Below are 19,763 nucleotides of genomic sequence, written 5' to 3'. Positions count from 1 at the left end.
CGCGCCCTCTCGGGCGCCGCTCACTCGTCGTCCTCGTCGAAGGGGAGGTTCAGCTGAGCGAGCGGGCGCGCGCCGACCGTGGGCCCGCCCTGCTTCTTGAAGAGCAGCTGCTCGCGCGCGATGTCGGCCTCGATGAGGTCCTGGTTGTCGTACGCGAACGCGAGCGCGTCGAGCACGCGCGCGGGCCCGAGGTTCGGGTACCGCTTGAGCAGCGTCTCCACCGACGCGCCGCCGCGGTGCCACGCCCAGAGCCGCCGGACCGGGACGCGCGACCCGAGGACGTGCGGGCTCCCGGCGAGCACCTGGCTATCGCTTCGCACGTGGGGGTGGGGGACGCGGATTCGCGGGAGCACCGGCGCGGCCATCGCGCGGAGCAGCCTAGTACCGGTCGCGATCGGATGGAAGGGCGCCGCGAGCCGGCGGGCACGCTCGGCGCGGGCGGCGGGGCTGCGCGGGCACACTCGGCGGGCGCGCTCCGCCGGCACGCCCGCGCGAGGTCGTCGTCGCGGTCGTCGCGGTCGTCGCGGTCGTCGCGCTCGTCGCGCGACCTCCGGCATCGTTCTCGCATCGTTCCGCGCCCGCGCGTGCGATCCGGACTACCCTACGCCGCGGAGGCGCGCGAGCATCGTGCCCGTCGTCGTCACCGACCGGAGCTCACCCACCATGACCCAAGCCGAGAAGAACCCGCTTCGCGAAGGGATGCCCGAGGAGCGCACCGCCTCGCCGGCCGCGCTCGTCATCTTTGGCGCCTCGGGCGACCTGACGCGGCGCAAGCTGCTGCCCGCGGTCTACAACCTGACGCTCAGCCGGCTCCTCACCGGCGGCTTCGCCGTCGTCGGCGTGGCGCGGCGCCCGAAGCCGGATTTCGCGAAGGAGATGCGCGAGGCCGTCGGGAAGTACTCGCGGCGCCCGCTCGAGGAGGCGACCTGGAGCGAGCTCGAGAAGGGCATCAGCTACGTCCAGGGGGCGTTCGACGAGGCCGAGACGTACACCCGGCTCGCCGCGGAGCTCGAGCGGCTCGACGCCGAGCGCGGCACCCGAAAGAACCGGGTCTTCTACCTGGCCGTCGCCCCCGACCAGTTCGCGCCCATCGTGCGCGGCCTGCGCGCGGCGAACCTCGTCGCGCCGCCGTCGCACGAGAAGGACGCGCCGTTCCAGCACGTCGTCGTCGAGAAGCCGTTCGGCGAGGATCTGGAGAGCGCCCGCGCCCTCAACCGCGACCTGCTCGCCCACCTCGCGGAGTCGCAGATCTACCGGATCGACCACTACCTCGGGAAGGAGACCGTCCAGAACCTCCTCGTCCTGCGGTTCGGCAACACGATCTTCGAGCCGCTCTGGTCGCGCCAGCACGTCGATCACGTGCAGATCACCGTGGCCGAGGAGATCGGCGTCGAGGGACGCGGCAAGTTCTACGAGAAGGTCGGCATCACGCGGGACATCGTGCAGAACCACGCGCTCCAGCTGCTCACGCTGGTCGCGATGGAGCCGCCGTCGTCGTGGGACGCGGACGCGGTGCGCGACGAGAAGGTGAAGGTGCTCCGCACGCTGCGGCCGATCGCGGGCCCGGACGCGCTGTCGTCGACGGTGCGCGGGCAGTATGCGCCCGGCATGGTACGCGGCGAGAAGGTGCCCGGCTACACGGAGGAGCCGGACGTCGCGAAGGACTCGACGACGGAGACCTACGTCGCGATGAAGCTCCACCTGGACAGCTGGCGCTGGGGCGGGGTGCCGTTCTACCTGCGCGCCGGCAAGCGGCTGGCGAAGCGGGTGGCCGAGGTGGTGCTGCACTTCAAGCCGCTCCCGCACGGCCTGTTCAAGGGCGCCCCCGGCGCGACCGAGGAGCCGAACGCGCTCGTGATGCGCCTCCAGCCCGACGAGGGCATCTCGCTCCGCTTCGCGGCGAAGATCCCGGGCGGCGGCATCGCGATCCGCGGCGTCACGATGGATTTCCGGTACGGCGCCGCGTTCGGCTCCAGCACGCCCGAGGCGTACGAGCGGCTCCTGCTCGACGCGTTGCGCGGCGACGCCACGCTGTTCACGCGCGCCGACGAGGTCGAGGCGCAGTGGGGCTTCGTCGATCCGATCTTCGAGGGGTGGCGGACGCAGAGCGCGCCGATCGCGCGCTACGCCGCGGGCAGCTGGGGCCCGCCGGAGGCCGACGCCCTCGTCGAGCCGTCGTCGGATGACGTGCGCGCGGTGTGCGGGGCGGGCGACGGGGGGAAGGCGCCCGAGCGGGCGTGGAGGCGGCCGTGAGCGCGGTCGCCGAGATCATCAAGCGGGTCGAGTCGGAGCTCGCCGAGTTCTGGTCGGCGCCGGACGAGTCGCGGGCGGAGCCGGCCCCGAAGACGCGCGCGTCGACGATGAACTTCGTCGCGGTGGGCAGCCGCGCCGAGGTCGAGCGCCTGAAGGAGCAGGCCGAGGACCTCGCCGAGACGCACGCGGGGCGCACCCTGCTCATCACGCTCGACGACCGGCTCGACCCGCTGAGCGTCCAGGCCGACTGGTCGGCCACGTGCCGCCGCGCCGGCGAGGTGCCGATCTGCTACGACCGCGTGGAGCTCACGTTCGGGGTGGCCGCGGCCGAGCGCGTCGCTTCGGTCGTGAGCGCGCTCACGATCTCCGACGTGGCCGTGATCGTCGAGCTCGCGCCTGGCGCGCCGAACGTGCTCGGCGACGCGCTCGCGCCGATCTGCGATCGGCTGGTGTTCGACTCGGCCGAGACGTGCATCGAGCGCATCGCGGAGGTCGCGCGCGGGACGAGGGCGCCGCTCGCGGACCGGGCGTTCGTGCGGACGTTCTCGTTCCGCGAGCTCGTGGCCCGGTTCTTCGACGACATGCCGGAGGCGTGCCGGGCGATCCGGCGGGTGGAGATCGCGCGCAGCGCGGGGGCGAAGCCGGATCCGGCGGCGCTGTTCCTCGGCTGGATGGGCTCGCGGCTAGGCTGGACGTTCGAGTTGCGGGGGCCCACGCAGCCCGGCGGCGGCGTGGTCGGCCGCGCCCGCGGCGCCGATGGCGCGCCGATCGAGATCGCGCTGATCGACGGGCCGCCGGCGCCGGCGGACGCGCAGGCGTGGCGGCGGCTCGACGGCGTGCGCCTGTGGACGTCGCTGCGCGGCGAGCCGCTGACGCTCGGCTGCGTGCGGCTCGACAAGGCGCCCGGCACGGTGCGTTGGACCCTGGAGGGGGCGCGGTCGGCAGAGCACCTGCACCCGCTCGGCTACCGGGACGAGACGTGGGTGCTGGCGAAGACGATCGACTCGCTGGAGGGCGATCGGCTGCTGCGCGAGGCGGTGCTCGCCGCGGCGAAGTGGAGCGCCCTTTGACGAGCGCCGACAGGAGGACCGAGATGAACGGTGGTGAGGAGACCCTCGTCGCGGCGGACGCGGCGGAGCAGGCGCGGCTCGGGGCGGAGCTCATCGCGCGCGCCATCGCGGCCGCGGTCGACGCGCGCGGCGTCGCGCGCGTCGCGCTGTCGGGCGGGAGCACGCCCTCGGAGGCGTACCAGCGGCTCGCGGCGCTCTCGCTCCCGTGGGCGCAGACCGAGTGGTTCTGGGTGGACGAGCGCGCGGTCGCGCCCGATCACCCCCGCTCGAACTACGGCGCAGCGCGCCGGGATCTGGCGGCGGCCCCCATCCCGGAGGAGCGCTTCTTCCGCATGGAGGGCGAGTCGCCGGACCTCGCCGGGGCCGCGGCGCGGTACGAGCGGCTCCTGCGGGCGCGGTTCGGGGTCGCGTCGGCGGTCTCCTTCGACGTGATGACGCTCGGGATCGGCGACGACGCGCACACGGCCTCGCTGTTCCCCGGGACGGGGGCGGCGGGCATCGAGGACCGCCTGGTCGCCGCGATCCCGGCGCAGCCGGACAAGGGGCTGGAGCCGCGGCTCACGCTGACGGCGCCGGTGATCCAGGAGGCGCGGCTGAAGCTGCTCCTGGCCCGCGGGGCGGGCAAGCGCGGGGTCGTGGCGCAGGCGAAGCGGCCCGGCCCGGCCGACGAGGTGCCGGCGCGGGTCGTGCGCGGCGGGCCCGGGCGGCTCGTCTGGCTGCTCGACGCCGCCGCCGCGCAAGCCGGGTAGCGAGCAGCGAGCGCCCGCGCTCGTGCAGCGCGGCGCGATCGGCGCGCCGCGCGTCCTGTGCGTTCAAGCGACGCGCGTTCAGGTGATGTTGACGCGGGAGCCACCCCTCGGCAGCGCGGCCGACGGGAGATCTTGGCAGGCGCTCTATCGCCTATTGCCGCGCGATCGAGTCCGAGAGCCCGAACACGCCGACTTGCTTCAGCAGGGCGACGAGCCTGACCTTCGTCTTCTCCCTGGCGTCCTGGTGCTCGGCGACGAACCTCTCCTGGGTGTCATCGATGATGCGATCGATCTCTTCGGCGCTGAAGCCCTGCGCGGCGAGCACCTTCCGCTCGAACGCGCGGTTCAGGTCGACGCCCAGAAAATCGTCGAGGTAACCGGGCAACATCGCGCGGAACGTCTCCTGCGTCTCCCGCGGGAGCCGAGCCCAGCTCGACTTCAGCAGCTTCGCAAAATACTTGGAGTGCCGCCCTTCATCGAGGACGTGGTCGCCCATGACCCGCGCGAACGACCTCGCGATCTCCTTCTCCTTACCCAGGCTCGCGATCTCGGCGGTGAGCACGTTTTCGGCGAGCGTGACCGCGAGGAGCTGGAAGTCCATCCTCATGCTCTCGGGCAAGCTCGCGCTGGCACGCGCCGCCGCGTCGAGCTTCCAGTTCGACTCGGGAACCAGTAGCGGCTCGACGTCAATCTTCTGCTTCATCTGGACGATGTAATCCAGCGCCACGTAGGCGTGGTACCCTTCGTCGATTATCACCGTGAGCGCCTGCAGCTTGTCGACATCGCCGGCGCCCTTGATGTGGTTGTGGAGAATATTCAAGCTGCAGTCGATGACGAACTTCGTCTCGAGCAGTCCGACCCCGTAGAGGAACTGATACGCGGCCTGGGCCAGGATGTACGACTGCACTGTACTGCCGCGCGACGCGACCAGCGGGTGATCACAAACGATGCTACGCGCGGTGGGGTAGAGCAGCTCCCCGCTGGAGCGCTCCGGGATCAGAATCCGTTGGGTGTAGCGCACCGTCGCCTTCTCATACCACGACGCTACGGTATCGCCTTCCGGCGCGCTGGCCTCGACGTGTTGCATATCGCTCCTCTATCACCTCGACGCTGACATCCCGACTCCGGGACGAACGACCAACAGGGTCTACGAGGTTCGGGGCATCGGGTACCACGACGTCAAGCCCACCGCAAGCGACGATGTGCATCGTTGATCTAAGCGTGCGTGCATCGGTTCCTCGATCGCGCCCGAGTGTTGCTCGATGTCAGAGGTGTGAATTTTTATCAATTCGTGACGAGATTTCGCCGACCTGCACGAGCTCCTCGAGATATCCACAGGGGACGCCGGCAGATGTGGACGAATTTATTGAAGCGACAATCGTTGATGAGCGCTTGCTCCACGCGCCGGCCGGCCAGTAGGCCAGTCGGCCGGCCGGCTGGCCTACTGGCCGGCCAGCTCGCGAAAGGCAAGATCGTGGCATCGCTCGCCGATCGATTTAAGTTGATCGCGAGCAGACCCGTGATATGGATTGCCGACCGTCCTGACATGCCATCCTTATCGCTCTGATGTGGGTCCGCGGCGCGGTCAGTAGTGCCGGTGTACCGGCACGCTGCCGCTGTATCAGGGCGCTGGAGGCATGTGCCGGAAGATGAGCCGATCTCCAGGCAGCGGTTAAATCCGATGCTTGCGAGCGAGGAGGGTCTTCCGAGCGGATGCCGTATGGCACGGTAAACCCTTTCCGTGACGAGGCGCGCGGTGGCTTGTAGAACGCTGATCATCGACAACTTCGATTCATTCACCTACAACCTGTTCCAGTACATGGGGGAGGTGTGCGGCGAAGAGCCCGCCGTTGTGCTGAATACGGAAGACTTCGCGACGCTCGATTTCGCGCGGTACGACTGCGTGATCGTGTCTCCCGGGCCGGGGACGCCTGCGCGGCCGGTGGACGTGGGAATAAGCGTCAAGGCCATCTTGAATGCACAGGTGCCGTTGCTCGGCGTGTGCCTCGGTCATCAGTGCATGGCGTATATCCATGGTATGGAAGTTGCGCATGCCCCGGTGCCGATGCACGGCCGAGTGAGCGCGATCCACCACGATAATGAGGGAATATTCAAGGGGCTGCCTCCGGAGCTGAGCGTGGTCCGCTATCACTCCCTCGTCGTCCGCGACCTGAAGGACCCCTTCGTCATCACGGCGTGGGACCAGGATGGAATGATCCACGGCATCCGGCACAAGACGCGCGCGCTGTATGGGATTCAGTTCCATCCTGAGTCGATCTGTACCGAAGCCGGCATGGATTTGCTGCGCAACTTTCGGGACATCGCGATGTCTCACAAGTCGCGCCGCTCGGTGCAGAACAACCATCTCGTGGCCTGACGGGGGTAGTCGTGACGTCTTTCCGCATCCACCATAGAAAAATCGGTTGTTTCCCCGAGACCGTCGATCTGTTTCGGGCCGAGTTCCTCCGCTCGAAGAGCGCGTTCCTCCTGGAGAGCAGCGTGACCCGGTCAGGCTTCGCGCGGTTCTCGTTCATGGGGGACGCTGACGGTCCCCTTGGCGAGACCGTGACGTACGACATGACCACGCGGCGGGCCACGGTCGTTCGGGGGGAGGACAGCCGCACCGTCGAGGTGGAGAGCGTCTTCGACCTGCTCAGGTCGAAGCTTGCGCAGAGCAGGGTCGAGGTTCCTCAAGGATTGCCCTTCGACTTCAACCTCGGCTACGTCGGGTTCCTCGGCTACGAGCTCAAGGCGGAGACCATCGGCTCGGCCGCGCATCGCTCGCCAACGCACGACGCGGCCTTCATCTTCGCGACCCGGGTCGTGGCCTTCGACCACGCCGAGAGGACCTGCTACCTCCTGCACCTCGTCACGGACGACGAGACTGGACGCGCTGCCGAGGCGTGGTTCGACGCCGTCGAGGCGCATATGAGGCGTGAGGCCGAGGCGCTGAAGGCATCGCCGCCCGCCCAGCGTGCGTCGAAGAGGCTGTCGCTGGCGGAGGTCGAGCGGTGGATCGCAGAGAACGCCGTGATGCGCTTCGGCAAAGAGGCGTACATCCGGAAGATCCACGAGTCGCTCGTCGAGATCGTGAACGGGGAGAGCTACGAGGTTTGCCTGACGAACATGATCGACTTCTCGTTCGAGGAGCCGCCGTTCGAGCTGTACTGTGTCATGAGGGGCCTTACGCCCGCGCCTCACGCCGGCTACTTCCGCGTCGGCGACTTCCACCTCGTGAGCTCCTCGCCCGAGAGGTTCCTCAGCGTTGACAGGAACGGGCGTGCCGAGGCGAAGCCGATCAAGGGGACCCGGCCTCGAGGCCGCACCGAGGAAGAGGATCGCAAGCAGGCGGAGGAGCTCCGGTCGAACGAGAAGGATCGCGCCGAGAACCTCATGATCGTCGATCTGTTGCGGAACGATCTGGGCCAGGTGTGCACCATCGGCTCGGTCCACGTGCCGAAGCTCTTCGACATCGAGACCTACTCGCACGTTCATCAGCTGGTCTCGACCATCCGCGGGCAGCTCAAGCCGGGGGTCTCGGCGGTCGAGTGTGTCCGCGCGGTCTTCCCCGGCGGCTCGATGACAGGAGCCCCGAAGAAGCGCACCATGGAGATCATCGACCGGCTCGAGGAGGGCCCGCGCGGCGTCTACTCGGGAGCCTTCGGGTGGTTCGGGCTCTCCGGCGCGTGCGACCTCAACATCATCATCCGCTCGGTCCCGATCGATCGAGGGCACGCGTGGATCGGCGTCGGCGGCGCGATCACGGCCCTGTCGGATCCGAACGAAGAATTCGCCGAGACCATCGTGAAGGCGCGCGGCGTGGTGGAGGCCGTCGAGCAGCTGCGGAGGTCTCAATCGTGAGGAGCGAGGCGTCCATGAAGAACGACGCGAACGTGGCGTCGACCAGGTGCGTGGTCGTGGGGGCGAAGGGCTCGATCGGAGCGTTCCTCGCGACGAGGCTCTCGGGCGAGGGCCTCGACGTCACTGGCATCGACATCTCCGATGCGGCCTTCGTCAACCCCACGATCGCGTTCCACGCCGACGACATCACCCGCCCGAGCGACCGCACGTGCGCCGCGTTGTCGCAGGCGCGCACGGTGGTGCTCGCCCTGTCGCAGAGCGTGCTCGAGAGAGCTCTACCGCAGATCCTGCCGCATTTGCACCCGGATTGCCTCATCGTCGAGACGCTGTCGATCAAGACACCATTTCGCGACCTCCTCGATCAGCACCGGCCAGCTCAGCCGGTGCTCGGGATCAACCCGATGTTCTCGGGCGATCTCGACCCCAAAGGCCGACCCGTCGCCGCCGTGGTTCACCGGAGCGGCGCGGCGATCGCCGGGTTCTTGTCCCTCCTCGAGCGGTGGCAGTTGAGGGTGGTCGTCATTGAGCCGCAGGAGCACGATCGGACGATGGCGACGCTGCAGTCGCTGTGCCACGCGGCCATCCTGTCCTTCGGGAGGGCGCTGTGTCAGGCCGGGGTCTCCGCGTCGTCCATCGCCGCCCTCGCGCCGCCGCCGTTTCGTGTGCTCCTGTCCCTCGTTGCGCGCATGACGCAGAACCACCCCGACGTCTACTGGGAGATACAGTCGGCGAACCCTTACGCCGGGGAGGCGCGCCAGAGATTGCAGGCCTCCCTTCAGGCGCTGGACGCCGAGGTGTCAGCCGGAGAGCGCGAGCGATTTCATGACGAGCTCCACCAGATCAAGGCGGATCTCATCGAGCAAGATCCGCGCTTCTTACAGACCTGCCGTCGGATTTTCCAGATCGTCGATACTTGATGTACCGCTGCGCGCGTGGAGCGCGCATTACCAGGGGATAGCCGAGACCATGACACTTGACGGCTTCAGGGACCAGATCGACCGCATCGATGACGAGCTCGTCGACCTCCTCGGGCGCAGGCTGCACATCGTGCGGGAGGTCGCTCTCGCCAAGAAGATGAGCGCCACGCCCGTCATGCAGCCCGCCCGCGTCATCGAGGTGAAGCGCCGCTGCAGGGAGCGGGGGAGCCGCCATCAGCTTCGAGGCGAGTTCATCGAAACCATTTATCAAGCGATCATCGATGAGGCGTGCCGCATCGAGGATGACCTCCTGAGGGGCTGAACATGTCTGACGCGAAATTCGAGGCGATGAAGGCCGCGAGCATCCTGAGCGACAACCTCCAACGGGACTACCGGTACCGGGAGCGGACCCTCAGCCTCACGGCGAACGAGAACTATCCGAGCGCGCTCGTGCGCTTCACGTCGAGCGCGACCGCCGGCGCCTTCTACCACGTCTCGTTCCCCTTCGACGTGCCGCCAGGGGAGTGGTATTTCCCCGAGTCCGGCCAGATGAACGAGCTGGCCGACATGGTCCGCGTGCTCGGTAGATCTCTCGTCAAATCCGAGACGTTCGACTGGCGTCCGAACGGCGGTTCTCCCGCGGAGCAGGCGCTGATGCTGGCCGCCTGCAAGCGCGGCGACGGCATGGTCCATTTCGCGCACAAGGATGGTGGCCATTTCGCCCTGGAGGCTCTGGCTTCGAAGGCGGGCATCGAGATCTTCCATCTCCCGGTCGACCCGAAGTCGCTCCTCATCGACGTCGCGCGGCTCGACGACATGGTGCGGAAGAACCCTCGCATCAAGATCGTCATCCTCGATCAGTCCTTCAAGCTCCGCTGGCAGCCGCTCGACAAGATCCGAGCTGTCCTGCCCGACTCATGCACGTTGACGTACGACATGAGCCATGATGGCGGGCTCATCATGGGCGGGGTCTTCGACTCGCCGTTGCGGTGCGGCGCGGACGTGGTGCACGGCAACACGCACAAGACCGTGCCCGGCCCGCAGAAGGGCTACATCGGATTTCGATCCGGCAGCCACCCCTTGCTCGCAGAGACCTCCATCTGGCTGTGTCCGCACCTTCAGAGCAACTGCCACGCCGAGCTGCTCCCGCCCATGTGGGTGGCGCTCAAGGAGATGGAGGTGTTTGGCCGCGAGTACGCGCAGCAGGTCGTCAAGAACGCGAAGGCGCTGGCTCGGCACCTGTACGACCTGGGCTTCGACGTCTCGGGAGAGGAGTTCGGTTTCACCGAGATGCACCAGGTCCATTTCGCGGTGGGCACCCTGGACAAGGCGCTCAACCTCTGCATGAACACGCTCCATCAGGGCGGGATCCGCTCGACCAACATCGAGATCCCCGGCAAGCCCGGTGTGTACGGCATCCGCCTGGGCGTCCAGGCGATGACCCGCCGCAACCTGGTCGAGAAGGACTTCCGGACGGTGGCCGGGTTCATCGGCGACCTCTACTTCAAGAAGATCGAGCCCGCCGTGGTGGCGGCGCGGATCGAGGAGTTCCTCCGGGGCTTCCCGCTCGCGCCCCTCAAGTACTCGTTCGACCAGGGGCTCGATCAGGACATGTTGACCTCCTTGTGCCGTGGAGCCCTCAAGTGACCGCCGCTCGACCCATCGCGTTCATCGAACAGCCGTTCCCTCGTGCCTCCGAGGAGATGACGCTCGGCCAGCTGGTCGGCAACGTCCTCCTCGAGCACGGCATCGAAGATCTGTTCTGCATTCCTGGCGACTTCACGATGCAGCTGTCGCGCGAATTCGATCGTACGAGCGGGCTACGGCTCCGGACGATGTCGCACGAATACGGCACGACGCTCGCCGCGCTGGGCTACGCGGTCGCGCGACGCGTCCCGGGCGCGCTGTGCTTCACCTACGGCGTGGGGGTCCTCAACGCCACGAACGCCATCGCGCAGGCCTATGTGGAGCGGGTCCCCCTGATCGTGGTGTCCGGCGGCCCTGGCAAGCGCGAGCGTGAAGCCGAGATCTTCCTCCATCACCAGATCACGGATCATGACGCGCAATACCGGATCATGCGCGAGGTGACCGTGCATCAGGCGCGGATCCAGGATCCGCACGTGGCCGCGGAGCAGATCCGCGACGCCCTCCGCGTCGCCCTCGAGGCGTCGCGCCCGGTCTACGTCGAGATCCCTCGGGACCTCTACCTCACGAAGGTCCGCTACGTCCCGAGGAAGCCGCCCGCGCCGCCGGCGCCGGGGCGCTTCTCCGCGGACGCCTTCAGCGCCGCGCGCCACGCGATCGAGCTGCTGCGCGAGGCCGCGAGGCCGGTGTTCGTGCCAGGGCTCGAGCTCAAGCGCTTTCGGCTGGAGGGGCCGGCCCAGCGGATCGTCGATGCGCTCGGGCTGCCTTGGGTGGCGACGCCAATGTCGCAAGGGACGCTCGACCCTGCCCACCCGAACTACCGAGGTGTCTTCGCTGGTCCGGCGTCGCCCGACCTCACCACCCGTACACTGGTCGAGGAGTGCGATCTGCTCTTCCTCGTCGGCGAGCCGAACTCGGACGTCAACATGGGCGTGGCGGGGAACGTCCCCGTGGGGCGGCTCGTTCACGCCTACGACGGTCGTGTCCGGGTCGGCCGGAAGCTCTTCGCGGCGACGACGATGGAGTTCGTCTCCGCGCTGGCGGAGGTCGCGGCGTCTCAGCAGGCCGGGTCGCCCCGCTCTCTCGAGGCCGGCGAGGCGCCGTCGAGCTCCGAGAGGGACGTCCGCGACCAGCCCGACAGCGAGCCGCTGACCCCGTTCACGGTCACCCAGGAGCTCGATCGGTATTTCGCGGCAGAGCCGGATGCGGTCCTCATCGTGGATTGCGGCGACTCGTTCTTCATGTCGCTCAGCATGTGCCCCGCCGACGTCCTCACGTCGTCGCTCTACATGAGCATGGGGATCGCTGTCCCGGGAGCGATCGGCTATCAGCTCGGCAGCGGCAAGCGCCCCATCGTCCTCGTCGGCGATGGCGCCTTCCACATGACAGGGCTCGAGCTCATGCACGCGAAGCGGTTCGGCGTGAGCCCGATCGTCATCGTCCTGAACAACAGCAGGTGGACGTCGCTGTCGACGGACGAGAGCGATCACGCGCTGATTCGGCAGGAGCACCTCGAGTTCTCGAGGTTCGCTCACTATATCAATGTCAAGTCGTTCACCGCGCGGACCGGCGCCGATCTCCGCCGGCAGCTCGCGGAGGCGCTTGAGCTGAACGAGCCGATCCTCATCGACGCAGTGATCGACCCCTCGATGCGTTCGTACCTCTGCGAGCGCTTCTTCCACGGGATCAAGCAGCAGCAGCACCTGCCCAAGCAGTGAGGCTGGCCAAGGAGCGGAAGAATGTCTCAGGTTGCCCGCGTACTACCGCTTTCCCCAGCCCAGCAGCCGATCTGGCTGGGCCACCAGCTCGATCCCGAGAGCGCAGCATACAATGTCGCGAGCGTCATCGCCGTCGAGGGGACGCTCGACCATTCCACCCTCTTGCGCGCCCTCGCCCGGGCCGTGAACGAGGCAGACGTCCTGCGCGCTCGGTTTCGCGAGATCGACGGGGACGAGCAAGGCGCTCCGGTCCAGGTGATCGAGCCCGAGCTCGCCTTCGACTGTCCCCTGAGCGACCTGCGAGCTCATCCCTCGCCGGAGGCGGAGGCCAGGGCCTGGATGGAGTGGGATCTCGCCGCCCGGATCGACCTCGGCAGCGGCCGCCTGTTCTCGACGCGCCTCTTCCTGCTCGGAGAGCGCCGCTCGTGGTGGTACTTCAAGTCGCATCACATCGCGCTCGACGGCTTCGCGATGTCGATGTTCTTCAAGCGCGTCGCCGAGCTCTACTCGTGCCTCGCCAGCGGAAAGGAGATCTCGCCTACGCCGTTCGGTCCTCTCGCTGCCCTCATCGAGAGTGAGCAGGCGTATCAGGGATCGGACGCGCACCGGCGGGACCGAGCGTACTGGCGCGGCAAGTGCTCCCGGGGGACCGACGTCGCGAGCTTCACCAGCGAGGTCGCGCTGCCGTCGAGGAGCTTCCTGCGGTGCGACGCAAGCATATCGCAGCAGACGGTGGCGAGGCTACAGCGCATGGCCGAGGGAGCATCCGCCCACTGGGTTCCGGTGCTCATCGCTGCCTTCGGCGTGTTCCTGAGCCGGGTGAGCGGCCGGCAGCAGGTGGTGCTCGGGATCCCCTTCCTCAATCGCCTCGGCTCGATCGCGACGAGGATTCCTTCGACCATGGCGAACGTGCTTCCCCTGCACGTCCGGGTCCGGCCGGGTGATACGGTGCGCGACGTGCTCGCTAGCGTTTCAGGCGAGCTCTCGCAGATGCGCCTCCACCAGCGGTATCGGGCGGAGGACGTCCGCCGCGATTGCAACCTCCTCGGGGAGGATCGCCGCCTGACGGGGCCTCAGATCAACGTCGACCTCTTCACGTCGGACCTGGACTTCGGCGGACAACGGGGAGCGCCGGAGATGCTGAGCGCCGGACCGGCCGATGACCTGTCGTTCCTCGTTCAGCCCGGGGCCGAAGGCGAGGGACTGCGCCTCATCGGCATGGCCAATCCGGCGCTCTATCGCGAGGAGGAGCTGCGCCTCAACATCGCCCGCTTCCTGGAGTTCCTCGAGCGGTTCGCCGAGGGCGTCGACACGCCGGTGGGGCGCCTCGACGCGTTCACCTCGGAAGAGCGCCGCTTCTTCTTCGCACCGAAGCCGGCGGCCGGCGCGGCGCGAGCGGCGGGCGGCGTGGAGACCGGGACGCTGATCGGCGCGTTCGAGCGGCGAGCGATCGAGGCGCCCGAGGCCGTCGCGCTCACCTTCGGCGACGAGCACATCACTTACGCGGAGCTCGACGCCCGGGCCAACCGGCTGGCGAGCGCCATGGCGGACGCCGCCGATTTCGTCGGCAACCCGCGGATCGCCCTGCTGATCGAGCGGTCTGTCGAGACGATCGTCGCCATCCTCGCGGCGTTCAAGGTCGGCGCCGCCTACGTGCCAATCGACCCTGACGCGCCCTCCGGACGCATCGACGCGATCCTGGCCGACACGCAGCCTGTCCTCCTCCTGGCCGACGCGTACAACATGCGCAAGCTGGGATCGTCGCCCTTCAAGACGCTGGTCATCGAGCCGGACAAGCTCGCGTCGGCGCGGCCAGCGACCGCCGGTCTCACGCCGTGGAGGCGCGCGGCGGGGAGTCCGTCTGCCGACGACCTGGCCTACATCATCTATACGTCCGGCTCTACCGGCAAGCCCAAGGGCGTCAAGATCACGCATCACAACGTCGTACGGCTGTTCAAGACCACCGATCGGTGGTTCGAGTACCGGTGTGACGACGTCTGGACGCAGTGCTTCTCCTACGTCTTCGACGCGTCGGTCTGGGAGATCTGGGGAGCGCTGCTGCACGGGGCGCGGCTCGTCATGGTCCCGCCCGAGATCGCGCGCGCCCCCGAGGCGCTGCTCGAGCTCATCGTCAAGGAGAAGGTGACGGTGTTCGGGCAGATCCCGTCGGCATTCTATCGTCTCATGGAAGCCGAGGAGGATCGCCCGGAGCTCGCGTCGCAGCTCAGCCTCCGATATCAGTGCTTCGGTGGCGAGGCACTGGATCTCGGTCGCCTCAAGCCCTGGTTCAGCCGCCACGAGGAGGGCAAGCCGAAGCTCCTGAACATGTACGGCATCACCGAGACGACCATCAATGTGACGTATCAGTTCGTCACGAGGTCGCAGGTGTTGGCCGAGAGCGGGAGCTTCATCGGCAGGGCGTACGACGATCTGCGCGTCATGGTGCTCGACGACGCGCTGCGCCCCGTGCCCATCGGCGGCTACGGTGAGATGTACGTCGCCGGCGAGGGGCTCGCGCCAGGTTACCTGAACCGACCCGACCTCGACGCCGTCAGGTTCGTCGCCGACCCCTATGGCCCTCCTGGGTCACGCATGTACCGAAGCGGCGATGTCGCGGTCTTGCACGAAGACGGCTTGCTCGAGTACGTGGGCCGGAGCGACCAGCAGGTGAAAGTGCGAGGCTATCGGATCGAGCTCGGCGAGATCGAATCGCACCTGCGCGACCACCCGGCCATCTCGGATGCCGTCGCGTCCGTGCAAGTCGACACGTTCGGCGATCCGAAGCTGGTCGCGCACGTGGTTCCGGCCACGGACGCCGCGTCTCCACGCACGGTCGACGCAGACTCGCTTCGGGATTACCTGCGCGAGCGGCTGCCGCCCTACATGGTTCCGCACGCCATCGGGGTCCTCGCCGCGCTGCCGTTCAATCAGAATGGGAAGGTCGATCGGCGAGCGCTCCCCGAGATCAAGGTCACCTCGGAACGTCGCGTTGAGCCCGCTCGCGACGCCCTCGACGAGCGCGTCATCGAGGTCTGGCGCGGCCACCTCGGGGTCGAGCGGCTCGGCATCGACGACAACTTCTTCGAGCTCGGAGGCGACTCGATCAAGGCGATCCGCGTGTGCCGCACCCTGGGTATGCCCGTGATGACCCTCTTCAAGGATCCCACGCCGCGCGCTTGCGCGGACTTCCTGCGCGCGGGCGGAGACGCCGCCGAGCAGAAGCAGGGGAGCTTCCTCCACGCCTTCGGCCGCGGCGCCGGCGACGCCGGGATCAACCTGCTGTGCGTGCCCTTCGCCGGCGGCAACGCGCTCGCGTTCAGGCAGCTCGCCGAGGGCCTCCCCGGATCTGTCGCGTGCTGGTCGGTCAACTTGCCCGGTCATGATCCCACGCGACCCGGCGAGGAGCTCCTGAGCATCGACGCGGTCGCGGACGGGGTCGTGAAAGAGGTCATGGCAAGCATCAAGGGGCCGATCGCCGTCTACGGGCATTGCGCTGGGAACGCGATCGCCCTGGCCGTCGCGAGCAAGCTGGAGAGCGCCGGCGCAGAGCTCGTGGAGCTCGTGATCGGCGCGATGCTGCCAGATGACGATCCCCAGGCGGTCCTGTCTGGCGTATCCGGACGGACGGGGCGCGACATCATCACGTTCCTGCGCAGCCTCGGTGGGTTCAAGGACGTGCTGGACGAGGACACCCTCGCGGCCATCGCCGACATGACGAAGCACGACTCGATGGAGACGGCGACGTTCTTCGCGACGAGGGCGAGCTCGCCGCAGCGCCTCGCGGCGCCTATCCACGTCGTCGTCGGCGACAGCGATCCGCTGACCGAGGGCTATCAGGCCCGCTACCTCGATTGGCGAGCGTTCTCCGAGCAGGTGAGCCTGTCCGTCATCGAGGGAGGCGGTCACTATTTCGTGACGGATCGCGCCGCCGCGCTGGCGGAGATCCTGGAGAGGCGGCTCCTCGCCCACGCCTCGTTGAGAGGCGGTCGCGCGCCGCGCAAGCTGCGGCCGTTCTATAACCCCTTCGACGAGGCCGACAGCTCGTTCTGGCTGCTCGCCAACGAGAAAGGCCAGCGCTCGCTGTGGCCGCAGTTCGCCGAGATACCTGTCGGGTGGCGCGTCGAGCTCGGCCCCGCGTCGCGGGAGGCATGTATGGAGGCTCTCGCGCCTCAAGGAGGGCTGTCGTGAGCGATGCATTCGAGTTTCCGAGGTGGCCCGAGTCGTTCGCTGCGGCCTACCGCGCCAAGGGGTACTGGACCGGCGAGACGCTCGGCGGAATGCTGAGGAGGGTCGCGCGAAGCGTGCCGGACCGTGTGGCCGTCACGGACGGGCCGGTGAACCTCACGTACGCGGAGCTTGACGCGAGGGCGGACCGGTTGGCCGACGGGTTGGCGGCGCTGGGGCTCTCGCCAGGCGATCGCGTCGTCGTCCAGCTCCCCAACACTGTCCAGTTCGTCGAGGTGATCTTCGCGCTCTTCCGGCTGGGAGCGATCCCCGTCTTCGCCCTCCCGTCGGATCGGATCTCGGAGATCACCCATATCTTCCAGATATCGGGCGCGAAGGCCTATGTGATCCGGGACAAGGCGCTCGGCTTCGACTACCGAAAGATCGCCGAGGAGGTCGTCTCGCGGATCCCCCGGGTCGAACGGGTCATCGTGGTCGGAGACCCGGGGGCGTTCGTTCCTTTCGAGACCCTCAATGGGCGCCCAAACGAGCGGCCGGAGCGGGCAGGCAGCGACCCCGCGCTCGTCACGCTCTCTGGCGGCAGCACCGCCCTGCCGAAGCTCATCGCGCGCACCCACGACGACTACCTGTACAGCGTCAGGGCGAGCGCCGAGATCTGCGGGCTCACGCCCGAGAGCGTCTATCTGTGCGCCCTGCCGGCCGGTCACAATTTCACCCTGAGCTCGCCGGGCATCCTGGGAACGCTGTGCGCGGGGGGCCGGGTCGTCATGACGACCGATCCGAGCGGAGCGACCGCGTTCTCCCTCATCGAGCGAGAGAAGGTCACGTTCGCGGCCCTCGTCCCTAGCCTCGCGCTGGCCTGGCTCCACGCCGAGCGGACGTGCGATCTGTCGAGCCTGCGATTCCTCCAGGTGGGCGGCGCCAAGCTCGGCGCGGAGATGGCTGCTCGCCTGGAATCCTCGCTCGGGTGCCAGCTGCAGCAGGTCTATGGCATGTCCGAGGGGCTCGTCTGCTACACGCGGCTCGGTGACCTCTCCGAGAGGGTGCTGAACACGCAGGGGCGGCCCATCTCCGTGGACGACGAGGTGCGCATCGTCGACCAGGACGATCAGCCGGTCCCGGACGGCACCCCGGGCGAGCTCCTCGTCCGTGGGCCCTACACGATCCGCGGCTACCTCAACGCCGAGGAGCACAACGCGCGGGCCTTCACGGCCGACGGCTTCTATCGGACGGGCGATATCGTCGCGCGGCGGGCCGACGGCTACCTCGTCGTCGCCGGGCGCTCGAAGGACCAGGTGAACCGCGGCGGCGAGAAGATCGCGGCGGAGGAGGTCGAGGGGCACCTCCTCGCGCACCCGCGCGTACGGGAGGCGGCGATCGTCTCGATACCGGACGTCTACCTTGGCGAAGCGTCGTGTGCGTTCGTCGTCGCAGACCCGGGGGGCGAGCTGACCGCCGCGCAGATAAGGGCCTTCGTGCGCGGACGCGGCGTAGCGGCGTACAAGGTGCCCGACCAGGTCAGGTTCGTGCCGTCGCTGCCGAAGACGACCGTCGGGAAGATCGACAGGAAGGAACTTAGGAAGCAGCACGGCGGATCTGCCGCTGCGTTGCCTTGAGGACGATATGGGAATCCCGAGAATCAAGTCCTATGACGTACCCACCGTGGTCGATTTCGCCCGCGCTCCGCACTCCTGGAGGGTCGAGCCGGCGCGCGTAGCTCTGCTGATTCATGATATGCAGAACTACTTCCTCAAGCCGTATGAATCGGCGGCGTTCACCGGCGCGCTGGTCGCACAGATCCACGCGATCCGGAGGGCGTGCAAGCTCCGCGACGTCCCGGTGTTCTACACCGCGCAGCCGGGGGGCCAGAGCAAGGCCGAGCGCGGGCTGCTCCTGGATTTCTGGGGGCCCGGCATGCCGGAAGACGGGGAGGCCCGGAGCATCGTCCGCGGGCTGGAGCCGTCGCCTGGCGACCACATGATCGTCAAGCACCGTTACAGCGCGTTCAAGCAGAGCGAGCTGCTGGAGATGCTCAAGCGATTGGGCCGGGGACAGCTCATCATCTGCGGCGTCTATGCGCACATCGGCTGCCAGGCGACGGCGCTCGACGCCTTCATGGCCGGCGTCCAGCCGTTCGTCGCCGCGGACGCGCTCGCAGACTTCTCGCTCGAGCATCACCGCATGGCGCTGACCCAGATCGCGAGCTGCTCAGGGAAGGTGTCGACCACCGCTGAGCTCCTGGAGCAGCTGGGAGGCGCGTCTTGAAGCCGGAGCTCGGTGGAAGCAGCCTCACGCGCGACCGGTTCCTCGCCGACGTGGCTGAGGTGCTGCGCGTGAGCGCGGAAGAAGCGGCGAGGATCGGCGATCCGTTCGACGCTGGCGTCGACTCGGTCCGCCTCCTCGTGCTCGCGGAGAAGTGGCGCAAGATGGGCGCCCGCGTGGGGTTCGTGGAGCTCGCGGAGCGGCGGAGCCTCGACGAGTGGTGGGACCTCGTCCGCTGAGGCCCGCCCGCGGCCCGAGCTGGCCGCCCGGAGAGGAGCGGGGAGGCACGAAACCGTGACACATTCGATGAAGCCTAGATTCGAGAACAAGTCCTTCTTGGTGACCGGGGCTGCGCAGGGCATCGGGGCCGCGGTCACGCGCCTGCTCGTCGCGCAGGGGGCCTTCGTCCACGTCGTCGACGTGAAGGGCGACGCCCTGCAGGCGCTCGCGGCCGAATTGAACCAGCGCGAGCGCGCCGTGGAGCCGCGCCGCGTCGACATCCGTGTCCCCTCGGAGGTGGAAGCCGTCGTGGCGGTCGCCGATGAGGCGCGCCCGCTCGACGGTGTCGTCAACGCAGCTGGGATCCTCGTGCCGGCCGCGTTCGAGGCGGCCACCCCCGAGAGCTGGAAGGAGACCTTCGACGTCAACACGAGCGGCGTCTTCTTCGTCTCGCAGGCCGCCGCGCGGCGCATGCTGCCGCGGAGATCGGGCGTGATCGTCACGGTCGCATCCAACGCCGCGAACACCCCGCGCGTCGGCATGGCGGCCTACTGCGCCTCGAAGGCAGCGGTCACGATGCTCACGCGGTGCATGGGGCTCGAGCTGGCCAGGCACGGCATCCGCTGCAACACCGTCTCTCCTGGCTCGACCGATACGCCCATGCTCCGCGTGCTCACCGGGGACTCCGCGGAGTCGCATCGACGGCTCATCGAGGGCGATCCGGGCCGTTATCGCGTCGGCATCCCGCTGGGCCGTGTCGCCGAGCCAGACGACATCGCGCGAGGGGTCGCGTTTCTCCTCTCGGACGAGGCGCGCCACATCACGATGCACGATCTCGTCGTGGACGGCGGCGCCACCCTTGGTTGAGATCACCGTAGAGAGGGC

At 68.2% G+C, this 19,763-nt stretch carries 16 protein-coding genes; 14 read left to right on the top strand and 2 right to left on the bottom strand.

From position 1 onward, the window contains the following. Window positions 1-20: 20 nt before the first annotated feature. A complete protein-coding gene (locus WMF39_RS24010) occupies window positions 21-320 on the bottom strand; it encodes a DUF433 domain-containing protein (protein ID WP_437747785.1) in 300 nt (99 codons plus the stop codon). A 343-nt stretch (window positions 321-663) separates the two neighbouring features. Between WMF39_RS24010 and zwf the strand changes: the two genes are divergently transcribed. The 3 genes from zwf to pgl are packed head-to-tail and all read left to right on the top strand — an operon-like array spanning window position 664 to window position 4,072. Next, window positions 664-2,253: a glucose-6-phosphate dehydrogenase gene (gene zwf / locus WMF39_RS24005; RefSeq protein WP_437555057.1), complete on the top strand. Its 1,590-nt coding sequence runs from the start codon at window positions 664-666 to the stop codon at window positions 2,251-2,253. Then, window positions 2,250-3,323 (top strand): glucose-6-phosphate dehydrogenase assembly protein OpcA, encoded by a 1,074-nt coding sequence (locus tag WMF39_RS24000; protein ID WP_437747784.1) that lies wholly within the window; start codon window positions 2,250-2,252, stop codon window positions 3,321-3,323. The genes zwf and WMF39_RS24000 overlap by 4 nt, the downstream gene beginning before the upstream one ends. Before the next feature lie 23 nt (window positions 3,324-3,346). Further along, window positions 3,347-4,072 (top strand): 6-phosphogluconolactonase, encoded by a 726-nt coding sequence (pgl, locus tag WMF39_RS23995; protein ID WP_437747783.1) that lies wholly within the window; start codon window positions 3,347-3,349, stop codon window positions 4,070-4,072. A 151-nt stretch (window positions 4,073-4,223) separates the two neighbouring features. On the opposite strand, the gene WMF39_RS23990 is transcribed toward pgl, so the two are convergent. After that, window positions 4,224-5,159 (bottom strand): diiron oxygenase, encoded by a 936-nt coding sequence (locus WMF39_RS23990; protein WP_437747782.1) that lies wholly within the window; start codon window positions 5,157-5,159, stop codon window positions 4,224-4,226. 669 nt (window positions 5,160-5,828) lie between these two features. Here WMF39_RS23990 and WMF39_RS23985 point away from each other — a divergent pair. From WMF39_RS23985 to WMF39_RS23935, 11 genes are all read left to right on the top strand, one after another. Then, entirely contained in the window at window positions 5,829-6,449 is a 621-nt protein-coding gene (locus WMF39_RS23985) for an anthranilate synthase component II (RefSeq protein ID WP_437747781.1), read from the top strand. Between the two features lie 11 nt (window positions 6,450-6,460). After that, window positions 6,461-7,933 (top strand): aminodeoxychorismate synthase component I, encoded by a 1,473-nt coding sequence (pabB, locus tag WMF39_RS23980; protein ID WP_437747780.1) that lies wholly within the window; start codon window positions 6,461-6,463, stop codon window positions 7,931-7,933. 14 nt (window positions 7,934-7,947) lie between these two features. After that, entirely contained in the window at window positions 7,948-8,850 is a 903-nt protein-coding gene (locus WMF39_RS23975; RefSeq protein WP_437747779.1) for a prephenate dehydrogenase dimerization domain-containing protein, read from the top strand. A 49-nt stretch (window positions 8,851-8,899) separates the two neighbouring features. Then, window positions 8,900-9,172 (top strand): chorismate mutase, encoded by a 273-nt coding sequence (locus WMF39_RS23970; protein WP_437539510.1) that lies wholly within the window; start codon window positions 8,900-8,902, stop codon window positions 9,170-9,172. A 2-nt stretch (window positions 9,173-9,174) separates the two neighbouring features. Further along, on the top strand, window positions 9,175-10,497 hold the full coding sequence (locus WMF39_RS23965; protein WP_437747778.1) for a hypothetical protein: 1,323 nt from the start codon (window positions 9,175-9,177) through the stop codon (window positions 10,495-10,497). After that, window positions 10,494-12,212, top strand: a complete 1,719-nt coding sequence (locus WMF39_RS23960) for a thiamine pyrophosphate-binding protein (RefSeq protein ID WP_437747777.1) — start codon at window positions 10,494-10,496, stop codon at window positions 12,210-12,212. The genes WMF39_RS23965 and WMF39_RS23960 overlap by 4 nt, the downstream gene beginning before the upstream one ends. A gap of 21 nt (window positions 12,213-12,233) precedes the next feature. Further along, the gene (locus WMF39_RS23955; RefSeq protein WP_437747776.1) at window positions 12,234-16,400 is read left to right on the top strand and encodes an amino acid adenylation domain-containing protein; all 4,167 of its coding nucleotides are present in this window, start codon (window positions 12,234-12,236) and stop codon (window positions 16,398-16,400) included. Continuing rightward, the gene (locus WMF39_RS23950) at window positions 16,397-18,013 is read left to right on the top strand and encodes a (2,3-dihydroxybenzoyl)adenylate synthase (RefSeq protein WP_437747775.1); all 1,617 of its coding nucleotides are present in this window, start codon (window positions 16,397-16,399) and stop codon (window positions 18,011-18,013) included. Before WMF39_RS23955 ends, WMF39_RS23950 begins: the two co-directional genes overlap by 4 nt. A gap of 7 nt (window positions 18,014-18,020) precedes the next feature. Continuing rightward, window positions 18,021-18,662, top strand: coding sequence for an isochorismatase family protein (locus WMF39_RS23945; protein ID WP_437747774.1), 642 nt, complete (start codon window positions 18,021-18,023; stop codon window positions 18,660-18,662). Beyond that, window positions 18,659-18,898, top strand: a complete 240-nt coding sequence (locus WMF39_RS23940) for a phosphopantetheine-binding protein (RefSeq protein ID WP_437747773.1) — start codon at window positions 18,659-18,661, stop codon at window positions 18,896-18,898. Before WMF39_RS23945 ends, WMF39_RS23940 begins: the two co-directional genes overlap by 4 nt. 67 nt (window positions 18,899-18,965) lie before the next feature. Beyond that, the gene (locus WMF39_RS23935; RefSeq protein ID WP_437747772.1) at window positions 18,966-19,745 is read left to right on the top strand and encodes a 2,3-dihydro-2,3-dihydroxybenzoate dehydrogenase; all 780 of its coding nucleotides are present in this window, start codon (window positions 18,966-18,968) and stop codon (window positions 19,743-19,745) included. Window positions 19,746-19,763 lie beyond the last annotated feature (18 nt).

It is taken from the genome of Sorangium sp. So ce1504, assembly GCF_051521635.1.
Taxonomy (GTDB): domain Bacteria; phylum Myxococcota_A; class Polyangia; order Polyangiales; family Polyangiaceae; genus Sorangium; species Sorangium cellulosum_B.
This window is presented reverse-complemented; position numbering and strand designations above follow the sequence as displayed.